The sequence below is a fragment of the Delftia sp. Cs1-4 genome, assembly GCF_000214395.1.
Lineage (GTDB): Bacteria > Pseudomonadota > Gammaproteobacteria > Burkholderiales > Burkholderiaceae_C > Comamonas > Comamonas acidovorans.
In genome coordinates, this window is sequence record NC_015563.1 from 4,748,373 (window position 1) to 4,760,551 (window position 12,179).

Here is a 12,179-nt window from a genome sequence, read left to right on the forward strand (position 1 = left end):
CCGTGTTGGAAAGCGCGATGCGGGACAATACGGGGATCATGACCCTCAAAGCCCCCGAACTGCTGCTGCCGGCCGGCTCGCTCGACAAGATGCGTGCGGCCTACGACTTTGGCGCCGACGCCATCTACGCCGGGCAACCCCGCTACAGCCTGCGCGCACGCAACAACGAATTCCGCCTCGAACAGATCGCCCAGGGCATCTCCGAGGCGCATGCGCGGGGCAAGAAATTCTTCGTCACCAGCAACCTGATCGCCCACAACGACAAGGTGCGCACCTATATCCGCGACATCGAGCCCGTGATCGAGTGCAAGCCCGACGCGCTGATCATGGCCGACCCCGGCCTGATCATGATGGTCAAGGAAAAGTGGCCCGAGACCGAGGTCCATCTCTCGGTGCAGGCCAACACCACCAACTGGGCCACGGTGAAGTTCTGGCAGAAGGCCGGCGTCTCGCGCATCATCCTGTCGCGCGAGCTGTCGCTGGACGAGATCGAGAAGATCCGCCAGGAATGCCCGGACATGGAGATCGAGGTCTTCGTGCACGGCGCGCTGTGCATCGCCTACTCGGGCCGCTGCCTGCTGTCGGGCTACTTCAACCGCCGCGATCCCAACCAGGGCACCTGCACCAATGCCTGCCGCTGGGACTACAAGACGCATGACGCGGCGGTGGATCCCAATACCGGCGAGGCCCTGGCCCAGACCATGGAGCAGGACTTCAGCTTCGAGAAGGCTCGCGAGGAAGCCGACAGCCAGTTCACCAGCACCTGCGGCGACGGCGCGCGCCACCCCAAGGCCGAGCAGGTCTACCTGCTGGAGGAAAAGGGCCGCCCCGGCGAGCTGATGCCCATCATGGAAGACGAGCACGGCACCTACATCATGAACTCCAAGGACCTGCGCGCCGTGGAGCATGTGGAGCGCCTGGTGAAGATCGGCGTGGACTCGCTCAAGATCGAGGGCCGCACCAAGAGCCTGTACTACGTGGCCCGCACGGCCCAGGTCTACCGCCGCGCCATCGACGATGCCGTGGCCGGCCGCCCCTTCAACCCGCACCTGATCACCGAGCTCGAAGGCCTGGCCAACCGTGGCTACACGGGTGGCCTGCTGGAGCGCCGTCCCTCGCAGGACTACCAGAACTACGAGACCGGCCACTCGGTGCTGCAGCGCAGCCACTTCGTGGGCGAGGTGCGCAGCTATGCCGACGGCATGGCCGAGGTGGAGACCAAGAACCGCTTCTCGGTGGGCGATACGCTGGAGATCATCCACCCGCAGGGCAACCGCCAGGTGCTGCTGGAGAAGATGTTCAACCTCGACGGCGAACCCGTGCAGGTCGCCCAGGGCAACCCGATCCGCGTGCGCATTCCGCTGGATGCGCCGGCCGAGGGTGCGCTGATCTCGCGCCTGCTGTGAAGCCGGGGCGCAGGCCGCCCTGCCCTCCTTGCCCGTGATTTTTTCCTGGCGGCTGTCCAGGGCCATTGCTGCAATGGCCCGGAGCGGCCGCCGTTCCTTTCATTCCTCATTTCTGCACTGCCATGGACATCGTCGTCAACGAAGAACTCAAGGCCTACATCGACCCGCTGACCCCCGATGAACTCGACGCGCTGGAGCGCAGCATCGTGGCCGAAGGCTGCCGCGACGCGCTCGTGCTCTGGAACGACCTGCTCATCGACGGCCACAACCGCTACGCCATCTGCCAAAAGCACGGCCTGCCCTTCAACACCGTGCAGGCCACGCAGTTCAAGAACATGGACGACGTGCACCTGTGGATGATCGACCAGCACCTGGGCCGCCGCAGCGTGTCCGACTTCCAGCGCGGCGTGCTGGCGCTGCGCAAGCGCGAGATCATTGCCACGCGCCGCTCGGCCGCCGCCGCTGCCGTGATGGCCGCCAAGGCCGATGCGCCCCAGGCCGAGGGTGAAGCCCCCTGGGAAGGCGAGACCGACCCCGTGGTCGCCGCCGCCCTGGCCAGCGTGGCCAAGGTGCCCGACGAGGCCCTGGACACGCGCGAGGCCCTGGCCCGCGTGGCCCGCCTGTCCAGCAGCCAGGTCAAGCTGATCGAGACCATCCAGCAAAAGGCCGCGCCCGAAGTGGTGGCCGCCGTGCGCTCGGGCGACATCTCGCTGAGCACCGCCGCCGTGGTCGCCAGCCTGCCCGTGGACGAGCAGCAGGCCGTGGCCGCCGCAGGCGCCGACGAACTCAAGCAGGCCGCCAAGCGCGTGCGCGATGCCAAGAAAAAGCCCAAGGCCGCCAAGCCCGAAGCCGAAGCGGCCGACGGCGAAGGCGCGGCCGTGACCGCCTCGCCCGAGGAGCTGCAGCAGCGCGTGAACGAACTCGAAGCCGAGAACGAGCGCCTGCGCCAGCAGATCAAGGCGCTGCAGGAACTGCTGGCCGAGCAAGGCTGAAGCGGCGCCCGCACCCAAGCACGCACGCCGCCATGACGCGCTACCAGGAGCTGGCCGACGATATCGAGGCATCCATCACCGCAGGCGTTCTGTGCCCAGGTGACAAGCTGCCCTCGGTGCGCCAGACCAGCGAGCGGCGCGGCGTCAGCGCCTCCACGGTGTTCCAGGCCTACTACCTGCTGGAGGCGCGCGGCCTGGTGCGCGCGCGCGAGCGATCGGGCTACTTCGTGGCCCAGCGCCCGCGCAGCGCGCCGCCCGAGCCTACCGAGCCGTCTTCGCCCGAGGGCGACAGCTTTGCCGTGGTCGATGTGAGCGAGCGCGTGTTCGAGGTGCTGGAGTCGGCCATGGACCGCGATGTCGTGCCCCTGGGCTCGGCCTTTCCCTCGCCGGGCCTGTTCCCGCTGCGCCGCCTGGGCCAGTGCCTGGCGCATGCCGCGCGCGAGGCCGACCCGCGCAGCGCCATCGACGACCTCACGCCCGGCAGCCTGGCGCTGCGCCGCCAGATCGCACGCCGCTACCTGGCCGACGGCCTGGCGCTGACGCCGGCCGACCTGGTCATCACCAACGGCGCGCTGGAGGCTCTGAACCTGTGCCTGGCCGCCGTCACGCGGCCCGGCGGCGCCGTGGTCATCGAATCGCCCTGCTTCTATGGTGCGCTGCAGGCGCTGGAGCGCATGGGCCTGTCGGCCATCGAGGTGCCCACCCATCCGGGCGAGGGGATGGACCTGAACGCGCTGGAGGCAGCACTGCAGCGCCACAGGCCCCAGGCCATCTGGCTGATGACCTGCTTTCAGAACCCGCTGGGCAGCCTCATGCCAGAGGCGCGCAAACGCGCACTGGTGGAGCTGGTCACGCGCCACCGCGTGCCGCTGATCGAAGACGATGTGTACGGCGAGCTGTACTTCGGCGAGCGCCGCCCGCCGCCGGCCAAGACCTTCGACACCGAAGGCTGGGTGCTTCACTGCAGCTCGTTCTCCAAATGGCTGGCGCCGGGCTGGCGCACGGGCTGGGCCGCGCCGGGGCGCTTCACGCGCGCCGTGGCCCGGCAAAAGCTCACCACCACGCTGGCCACGAATGCACCCACCCAGCAGGCGCTGGCCGACTACCTGGAAAGCGGCGGCGCCGACCGCCACCTGCGCCGCCTGCGCCAGAGCCTGGCCCTGCAGCGGGACCACATGGCATCGGCCATTGCCCGCCACTTTCCACAAGGCACGCGGGCCACGCGGCCCGAGGGCGGCTACTTCATGTGGATAGAGCTGCCGCCGTACTGCAATGCGCTGGCCCTGCACCGCGCGGCGCTGGCGCGCGGCATCAGCGTGGCGCCGGGGCCGATCTTCTCGGCCTCGCAGGCCTTCGGCCACTGCCTGCGGCTGAACTACGGCCATGACTGGAGCGACGAGACCGGGCAGGCCCTGGCCACGCTGGGCGAGCTGGCCTGTGCAATGCAGCCCCTTCCAACAGCAAAAGCAGCAAGGTAAGCGCCCGCTGCGCTGGCAGCACCTGCTGCGCTGTAGCGCCCGGGCAACGCGGCCCGGCACAGCTGCTGTCAGCCTGGTGCAAGCTGGATGATTCTCATTTAGACTCGCACCCCGAACCGGCATCGCCGCCATGCATGCTGACCGGTCCTTGTCTCCTGCTTCCGCCTCGCCCGCCGCCACGCGTCCTGCAGCCTGCCAGCCGACCCTTCAGCGCTGCACCAATCCCAGAGGCACAAAGGAAGTTTTCCATGGTTTCCAGCAATCACTGCGCCACGCTCACACGCTGCGCGGCCGCTGTCGCCGCCGCCCTGCTGTCGCTGCAGGCGTCGGCACAGGCGCCATCCCCCACCACCACCGCACCCGAGGCCGGCCTGTCCGCCATCACCGTCACGGGCAACTGGCTGGACAACCCCACCGAGGAAAAGGTGCTGGACCATGCCGGCGCGCGCACCATCGTCGAACGGGCGCGCATCGAGGAAACCGGCTCCTCCAGCCTGCGCGACGTGCTGCGCCTGGTGCCCGGCGTGCAGGTGCAGGACAGCAACGGCACGGGCGGCAGCGATGTGTCCCTGAACATCGGCGTGCGCGGCCTGACGGCGCGCCTGTCGCCGCGCTCGTATGTGCTGATGGACGGCGTGCCCGTCTCCTACGCGCCCTACGGCCAGCCCCAGCTGTCGCTGGCGCCCGTGTCGCTGGGCAACCTGGAGTCGGTGGACGTGATCCGCGGCGCGGGCTCGGTGCGCTACGGCCCCCAGAACGTGGGCGGCATCATCAACTTCGTCACGCGCGCCATTCCCAAGACCTTCGCGGCCGAGGCCTCGGTGGGCACCGAGATCTACAGCCACGGCGGCAATGCCAAGACCACGCCCAGCCTGTTCGTGGGCGGCACCAACGAATCCGGCCTGGGCCTGGCCCTGCTGTACTCGGGCACGCATGGCGACGGCTGGCGCGCAGGCAATGACAAGACCGACATCGACGACATCCTGCTCAAGGGCGCCTACCGCATCTCGGCCCAGGACGACATCGCCGTCTCGCTGCACCACTTCGAGGGCTCGGGCCGCATGCCCGGCGGCCTGACCACGGCGCAGTACGCGGCCGACCCGTTCCAGTCCACACGCTCCTACGACAGCTTCGACGGCCGCCGCACCGATGCCTCGTTCAAGTACAACCACAAGGACGGGCGCAACAACTTCGAGGTGCTGGGCTACTACGTGGACTCGTTCCGCGGCAGCTACATCGAGCAGGACAACGCCAACCAGCGCCGCCTGACGGCCGCGCCGCGCAGCTACCACTACTTCGGCATCGAGCCGCGCTACTCGCGCCTGTTCGAGACCGGCTCCGTGGTGCAGGAAGTCAGCGTGGGCTACCGCTACCTCAAGGAAAGCAGTTCCGAGGTCGCGCTGCGCACCGCCTACTACAACCCCGCCACCATGGCCAACGCCATGGCCCTGCCGATCACGCCCTACCAGACCAGCCAGGGCGGCACCACGGCCCATGCCTTCTACATCGATGACCGCATCGACATCGGCAACTGGACCATCACGCCCGGCGTGCGCTACGAACGCATCAACTCCTTCAACAACGTCAGCAACCTGGGCGCCGATGGCAGCACCGTCACCAGCCAGCTGTTCCCCAAGGCCGATGCACGCGAGTTCCTGCCCACGCTGTCCGTGCTCTACCGCATGAATGCGCAGTGGTCGCTGTTCGCCAACGCGGGCAAGTCCTTCGGCCCCCAGCAGTATGCGCAGCTGGCCCAGACCGAGCGCGGCCTGCATCCCGAATCGGCCAAGACCTATGAGGTGGGCACGCACTACAACAGCCCGGCGCTGAACGCCGAGCTGACGCTGTTCAACATCGACTTCGACAAGGAACTGCTGCTGACCCGCGTGGGCGTGGACGGCATCTGGACCGACCTGGGCGCCACGCGCCACCGAGGCATCGAGTCCTCGCTGCGCTACGACCTGGGCCAGTGGAATGCCGCGCTCAAGGGGCTGACGGCGGGTGTGTCCTATACCTACACCGAGGCCGTCTCGCGCGCTGGCGATTTCGCGGGGCGCGACCTGCCGCTGTACTCGCGCCACACGGGCCAGCTGTGGGCGCGCTATGCGCTGGGGCAGTGGACGCTGAATGCGGACCTGGCTGCGCAATCGAAGCAGCGCTCTCCGGGGTCGGGCACGCAGTATGTGACGCAGGAAGATGCTGCGGGGCGGCTGGGTGATATTCCCGGGTTTGCGACCGTGGGCCTGCGTGCGGGCTATGACTTTGGCAAGTCGCTGAGCAATCTGCGGGTGGCTGTGGGGGTCAAGAATCTGTTTGATCGCAGGTACTACACGCGGTCTACGGACAACAACGGGGGCAAGTATGTGGGGATGCCTCGGACGTTGTATGTGCAGGGGACGTTGCCGTTCTGAGGCTTTGGTTTACGTGGGTCTGTTTTTGACCCTGCCGGGTGGTATTTTTCTGAGGCCGGGTCTCGGCCCGGCGGCCGACTGCCCTTTCTTGATTCGCCAAGAAAGGTCAGATCAAAGAAGGCGACCCGAATGTCCGCGACCCTCCGCTTCGCTGCGGGCAACCTGCGTCGTGGCGGCTGCGGGGTTCGCCGTGAAACTCTCTTCGCGCTGCGCGCTACGTTCAGACAATCACGGCGAGTCAGATCACGAAGCAAGCCTGTCCTTCGGCAGGCTTGCACCCCCGCAACCGCCACGCCGCAGGCGCTGACATACGGGGAGTTGGTTCGGGCCTTCGCTTCGCTCGGCCCGTTTTGTTCTTTTTAGCCCTCTGCTGTGAATCCCACGCGCTTGACGATGGGGCCCCATTTGGCGAGTTCGGACTGCAGCAGCGCGGCCAGTTCGGCGGGGGTGGAGGATTGGGCGTCCAGGCCGAAGGTGGCCAGGCTGTCCACCACGTCGGGCGTGGCCAGGGCCTTGCGCATGTGGCCGTTCAGGCGCTGCACGGTCTCGGCGGGTGTCTTGGCGGGCACGAAGAAGGCGAACCATTCGCTGTGCGCCATGTCCTTGTAGCCCTGCTCCACCAGCGTGGGGACCTGGGGTGCGAAGCGGCTGCGCTTGGCGCCGCTGACGCCCAGGATGCGCATCTTGCCGCCGGCCAGGTGCTGCAGCATGTCGCCCACGGGGCCGCAGACGGCGGAGACGTTGCCGCCCAGCATGTCCAGCAGCGCGGGCTGGGTGCCGCGGTAGCCGGCGTGCTTGAAGTCCACGCCGGCATGCTGGCCCAGCAGGGCGCCGATGAAGTGCGGCGTGGAGCCGGGCGCGGGCGAGCCGAAGTTGGCGCCTGCGGGGTTGGCCTTGGCCCAGGCGAAGAATTCGGGCACGGTGGTCACGCTGGCGGGCACGGCGGGGCCGACGGCGAAGCCGAAGTCGAAGATGCAGCCCACGGTGACTGGCGCCAGGTCGGCCACCGGGTCATAGGGCAGCTTCTTGTAGATGTGCGGGTAGATGGACAGCATGGACGTGGGCGTCTGCAGCAGGGTGGCGCCGTCTGCGGGCCGGCCCTTGACGTAGCTGATGGCGATCTGCCCGCCCGCGCCCGTGCGGTTCTCCACCACGGCGGTCTTGGCATAGCCCGACAGCTTGGTGCCCACGCGGCGGCAGATGGCGTCCGAGGTGCCTCCGGCCGCGAAGCCGGTGATGATGTTCAGGGTCTCGATGGGGCCCTGGGCCTGCGCCCAGGCCTGCTGGCCCAGGCTGGCCAGCAGCGCACCCGCTCCAGCGGTGCCCAGCCATTGGCGGCGGTCGATGTTCATGCGTATGTCTCCGGTTGAAATTGAAACTCTGAAAAAAACAGTGGGGGAACAGCGGGGGAAATGCGTGCCAGCCCGGCGGCTTCAACTGTCGTCGCGCAGCCAGACCACCTGGCCCGAATGCGTGACCGCGCCCTGGTGGGCCGGGCGCACGGTGAGCGCGTATTTTTCCAGCACGCCGCCCAGCGGCGGCATCTGGCGGCGCGCGGCGGCCGATTGTTCCAGACGTTCGGCCAGTTCAGCCTCGCCGATTTCCACCGTGATGCTGCGCGCATCGGCGCGGGCGTCGATGGCAATGAGGTCGCCGTCGCGCAGCGCGGCAATGGGGCCGTTGTCGGCGGCCTCGGGGCCTGCGTAGCCGATGCACAGGCCGCGCGTGGCACCAGAGAAGCGCCCATCGGTCAGCAGGGCCACCTTGTCGCCCATGCCCTGGCCATACAGCAGCGCGGTGATGCCCAGCATCTCGCGCATGCCGGGGCTGCCGCGCGGGCCTTCGTTGCGGATGACGATGACATCGCCGGCCGCGTACTGCATGGCCTGCACGGCGGCCTGGGCCTGTTCCTCGGACTCGAAGACGCGCGCGGGGCCCCGGTGCACCAGGGTCTTGAGGCCGGCCGTCTTCAGCAACGCGCCATCGGGGCAGAGGTTGCCCTTGAGCACGGTCAGGCCACCGTCGCGCGTGATGGGATTGCCGGGCGTGCGCACCACCTCGCCATCGGGCGGCGCGGCATCGGCCAGTTCTTCGGCCAGGGTGCGGCCCGTGAAGGTGAGCGCATCGCCGTGGACAAAGCCCTGCTCCATCAGCGTGCGCAGGATCACGCCTGCGCCGCCGATGTAGTACACGTCGCGCGCCAGGAAGCGCCCGCCGGGACGCAGGTCGGCGATCAGCGGCGTGCGCGCGAAGATCTCGGCCACGTCGTCCAGGTGGAAGCGGATGCCGGCCTCGTGCGCGATGGCCGGCAGGTGCAGGGCGGCATTGGTCGATCCGCCCGTGGCGCTGACCACGGCGCAGGCATTCTCCAGCGCCCGGCGCGTGATGATGTCGCGCGGCAGCGGGCCGCCGCCTTCGGCGCTGGCCCACACGGCCTGCATGAGCTGGCGCGCGGCGCGGCGCATCAGCGGTGCGCGCTCGCTGAACACGGCGGGCACCATGCTGGAGCCGATGGGCGCCAGGCCCAGCGCCTCGCTCACCATGCCCATGGTGTTGGCCGTGAACTGGCCTGCGCAGGCGCCGGCCGTGGGCAGGCAGGCGCGGCTCATGGCCTCCAGGTCCTGCGCCGTAGCGGTGCCGGCCAGCACCTGGCCGATGGTCTCGTAGGTATCGACCACGTTCAGGTCGCGCCCGTGCACGCCGGGCGCCTGTCCCGGCAGGGCCGAGCCGCCATGCACGAAGACGCTGGGCACATTGCAGCGCACCATGCCCATCATCAGGCCCGGCAGGTTCTTGTCGCAGGCGCCGATGGCGAAGATGCCATCCCACTGGTGGCCGCGCACCGAGGCCTCCACGCTGTCGGCGATCAGCTCGCGCGAGACCAGCGAGAACCGCATGCCCGAATGCGCCATGGTCAGCCCGTCGCTGACCGACACCACCGGGCATTCATGCGGCGTACCGCCCCCGGCATAGATGCCGGTCTTGGCATGCTGGGCCTGGTCGCGCAGGTTGAGGTTGCAGGGGCTCATCTCCCCGCCCGTGTGGAACACGCCGATGTGCGGGCGCTCTATGTCTTCGTCGTCCTGGCCCAGGGCATGCAGGAAGCTGCGCGTGGTGGCACGGATGGTGCCGGAGCGGATCAGGGCGGAGCGAAAGGGCGTGGGCGTGGGCGTGGCCGCTGCCGGGCTGCTGCCGGTGGTGCTGGTTGTGGTGGTGGAGGCGGCCAGCGATGCGGAGGCGCTGGACTCGGAAAAGACGTTGTCGGGGGAGGCAGGTTTCTTGTTCATACGCGGGACGGAAAACAGCCGCCCACCATAGCGGGGTCTGCGGATTTCCCTATGAGCATTTACACCAGATCGTGTCTCCCGGGAGTCGCCTGGGAAGCCGCCCTTCGGCGCCAGATGGACGGAAAAAAAGGCCCCGGAACAAACTTCCGGGGCCTCAAAACCGATGCCAGCCCGCGCTGCAGCGGACCAGGCATCGTGCACAACAACTGCGCTGTACTCCTGAATCAATCCATCCAACCGGCCCTTCAGCGCGGCACCAGGAACGTGCTGTGCGCCTGCTTGGAAAGCGCCGGGTCACCCACCGCCGTGGCCGTGATCTCCACGCCGTGCGAGCCAGGGCCGGCCGCGCCATAGGGCGCCTGCAGCCGCACCACGACCCAGCGGTCCTGGGCCGCGCCCACGTCCACCTCGGTCTCCGAAGCCACGCGCAGGCCCTCGATGCCCGAGGCCGACAGCACATAGCGCTGGTCCTGCTCCGTGGCATTGCCGATCTGCACGCGGTAGATGTTCTCGATCTGGCCGCCGGCCACGATGCGCGACAGCGTGCCCCGGTCGCGCACCACGTCCACCTTCAGCGGCGTGCGCAGCGCCAGGCTGGCCACCATGGCCGTGGAGATGGCCACCAGCGCCGTGCCGTAGATGAGCACGCGCGGGCGGAAGATGCGGCGCACCAGCTCGCTCTGGCGCCAGCCCCGGGCCACGCCGTTCTGCGTGGACAGGCGGATCAGCCCGCGCGGGTAATGCATGCGGTCCATGACGCTGTTGCAGGCGTCGATGCACAGGCCGCAGCCGATGCACTCGTACTGCAGGCCGTCGCGTATGTCGATGCCCACCGGGCAGACCTGCACGCACAGCGTGCAGTCGATGCAGTCGCCAAGCCCCTGGGCCCGGTAGTCCACCCCCTTGTGGCGCGGACCGCGCGATTCGCCGCGTGCGGTGTCGTAGGTGACGACCAGGGTGTCCTTGTCGAACATGGCGCTCTGAAAGCGCGCATAGGGGCACATGTGCTTGCAGACCTGCTCGCGCAGGAAGCCCGCGTTGCCGTAGGTGGCCAGCGCATAGAACAGCACCCAGAAGATCTGCCATGCGCCGGTGAGCGCCAGCACCTCGGGCAGCAGGCTGCGGATGGGCACGAAGTAGCCGACGAAGGTCAGCCCCGTCCACAGCGAGATCAGCAGCCACAGCGCATGCTTGCCGCCGCGCCGCGCGATCTTCTCCGCGCCCCAGCCGCTGCCGTCCAGCCGCAGCCGCGCGCTGCGGTCGCCCTCCAGCCGGCGCTCCACCCACATGAACAGCTCGGTGTAGACCGTCTGCGGGCAGGAAAAGCCGCACCACAGCCGCCCGGCCACCGTGGTGAACAGGAACAGCGCCAGCGCCGAGACGATGAGCAGCACGGCCAGGTAGATGAAGTCCTGCGGATACAGCAGCCAGCCGAAGACGTAGAAGCGCCGCTGCTCCAGGTCGAACAGCAAGGCCTGCCGGCCATGGATCTGCAGCCAGGGAATGCCATAGAAGAACAGCTGCGTGAGCCAGACCATGGCCCAGCGCCAATGGGTGAAGCGCCCCGTGATGGAGCGCGGCTGGATCTTCCTGCGCGATTCGAACAGCGGGGAATCCGCGCTGGCGTCGGCGATGGGAATCACCTTGCGTGGCGCGGGCCGCGGCCGGGGGGCTGCGGCGGTTTCATCGGGAAGCGGTTTCGGTCGTTCTGACATGCGGGGCCCTCGCCCCGGCCGGTGCGCCCTTGATGCGGGCTTGTCATGAATTGCCGGGGACTGCCTGGACTATGCCCAGCGCCCTGCCCCGGCGGTAGCAGCAGATGCAGCGGATTCGACCGTATCAGATGGCGGGTCAGGCCTGCGGCGAGCGCAGCGCCGCAACGGCAAACCGCAGCCCCCACAGCACCAGGCACAGCCCCAGCAGCGCCGTCAGCGTGCCGATGCGCACATCGGCCTGGAGCACGCCCCAGCGGCTGAAGATCTCCGTCCAGTCATGGTCGCCGCCGCCCACCAGCGGCAGCACCTGGGCGCGCGCGTCCTTCATGTAGTGGGCCACGTTCATGAGGCTCTCTCCCAGCCACATCAGCGCGGCAATCCAGCCCGTGCGCTGGCCCTGCCTGTGGAAATGGCGCATGAACAGGGCCGGGAACAGCAGCTGGAACAGCGTGCCGCCGTAGACCGAGAGATGCTGCGAGAACAGGGCCACCAGCGGATGCCCGGCTTCGTGCAGTGCCAGGTTGGCGTTGTCCAGCAGCAGCAGCCAGTGACCCTGGCTGAAGAAGTGGCCCCAGATGATCCAGGCGGCAAAGGCCGTCAGCGCGATGGCGGCAGGCCGGGTGACGGGCTGCCACTCGATCTGCCCGTCCAGCGCATCGCCGCGCTTCATCGCGCCTGCCCTGCAGGTTGTGGGTGCGGATGCAGATGCGGGTGCGGGGGCGTTTGCGCACCGGGGCAAGGGGCAGGCAGGAAAGGCATGGCGGCAGGATTGGGCTAAGCAGCAATGGCAAGAGGATGGCAGGACTCTGGCCGCGATCTTCCCACGGCTCCCCCGGCTCGCCGGAATGCCGTCCTGCGCCGCCATCCATGCACGCGAGGTTCTGGCACAG

8 protein-coding genes are annotated in these 12,179 nt (G+C 68.5%); 4 read left to right on the forward strand and 4 right to left on the reverse strand.

The window, feature by feature from the left end; genetic code table 11:
* Positions 1-17: 17 nt before the first annotated feature.
* The 4 genes from yegQ (at position 18) to DELCS14_RS20830 (ending at position 6,287) form a co-directional block, all read left to right on the forward strand.
* Positions 18-1,406 carry a tRNA 5-hydroxyuridine modification protein YegQ gene (yegQ, locus tag DELCS14_RS20815; protein ID WP_012204375.1) on the forward strand — a complete coding sequence of 463 codons (1,389 nt, stop codon included), beginning with the start codon at positions 18-20 and terminating at the stop codon, positions 1,404-1,406.
* 122 nt (positions 1,407-1,528) lie between these two features.
* On the forward strand, positions 1,529-2,398 hold the full coding sequence (locus tag DELCS14_RS20820) for a hypothetical protein (RefSeq protein WP_012204374.1): 870 nt from the start codon (positions 1,529-1,531) through the stop codon (positions 2,396-2,398).
* A gap of 32 nt (positions 2,399-2,430) precedes the next feature.
* A complete protein-coding gene (locus tag DELCS14_RS20825) occupies positions 2,431-3,876 on the forward strand; it encodes a PLP-dependent aminotransferase family protein (RefSeq protein ID WP_013803417.1) in 1,446 nt (481 codons plus the stop codon).
* 248 nt (positions 3,877-4,124) lie between these two features.
* Positions 4,125-6,287: a TonB-dependent siderophore receptor gene (locus tag DELCS14_RS20830; RefSeq protein ID WP_013803418.1), complete on the forward strand. Its 2,163-nt coding sequence runs from the start codon at positions 4,125-4,127 to the stop codon at positions 6,285-6,287.
* Positions 6,288-6,646: 359 nt separating this feature from the next.
* Here DELCS14_RS20830 and DELCS14_RS20835 read toward each other — a convergent pair whose 3' ends face one another.
* The 4 genes from DELCS14_RS20835 to DELCS14_RS20850 all read right to left on the reverse strand — a co-directional run bounded on the left by DELCS14_RS20835 (position 6,647) and on the right by DELCS14_RS20850 (position 11,959).
* Positions 6,647-7,639 (reverse strand): Bug family tripartite tricarboxylate transporter substrate binding protein, encoded by a 993-nt coding sequence (locus DELCS14_RS20835; RefSeq protein ID WP_012204371.1) that lies wholly within the window; start codon positions 7,637-7,639, stop codon positions 6,647-6,649.
* 81 nt (positions 7,640-7,720) lie between these two features.
* Positions 7,721-9,574, reverse strand: coding sequence for a dihydroxy-acid dehydratase (gene ilvD, locus DELCS14_RS20840; RefSeq protein WP_013803419.1), 1,854 nt, complete (start codon positions 9,572-9,574; stop codon positions 7,721-7,723).
* 245 nt (positions 9,575-9,819) lie between these two features.
* Complete coding sequence (gene ccoG, locus DELCS14_RS20845) at positions 9,820-11,289, reverse strand: cytochrome c oxidase accessory protein CcoG (RefSeq protein WP_013803420.1); 1,470 nt, start codon at positions 11,287-11,289, stop codon at positions 9,820-9,822.
* A 136-nt stretch (positions 11,290-11,425) separates the two neighbouring features.
* Positions 11,426-11,959, reverse strand: a complete 534-nt coding sequence (locus tag DELCS14_RS20850; protein WP_013803421.1) for a hypothetical protein — start codon at positions 11,957-11,959, stop codon at positions 11,426-11,428.
* Positions 11,960-12,179 lie beyond the last annotated feature (220 nt).

Excerpts from the sequence above, each read along its gene's own strand:
- ilvD (WP_013803419.1), bottom strand. The coding sequence starts at position 9,574 with ATGAACAAGAAACCTGCCTCCCCCGACAACGTCTTTTCCGAGTCCAGC.
- DELCS14_RS20835 (WP_012204371.1), bottom strand. The coding sequence starts at position 7,639 with ATGAACATCGACCGCCGCCAATGGCTGGGCACCGCTGGAGCGGGTGCG.
- ccoG (WP_013803420.1), bottom strand. The coding sequence starts at position 11,289 with ATGTCAGAACGACCGAAACCGCTTCCCGATGAAACCGCCGCAGCCCCC.
- DELCS14_RS20830 (WP_013803418.1), top strand. The coding sequence starts at position 4,125 with ATGGTTTCCAGCAATCACTGCGCCACGCTCACACGCTGCGCGGCCGCT.
- DELCS14_RS20825 (WP_013803417.1), top strand. The coding sequence starts at position 2,431 with ATGACGCGCTACCAGGAGCTGGCCGACGATATCGAGGCATCCATCACC.
- yegQ (WP_012204375.1), top strand. The coding sequence starts at position 18 with ATGCGGGACAATACGGGGATCATGACCCTCAAAGCCCCCGAACTGCTG.
- DELCS14_RS20820 (WP_012204374.1), top strand. The coding sequence starts at position 1,529 with ATGGACATCGTCGTCAACGAAGAACTCAAGGCCTACATCGACCCGCTG.
- DELCS14_RS20850 (WP_013803421.1), bottom strand. The coding sequence starts at position 11,959 with ATGAAGCGCGGCGATGCGCTGGACGGGCAGATCGAGTGGCAGCCCGTC.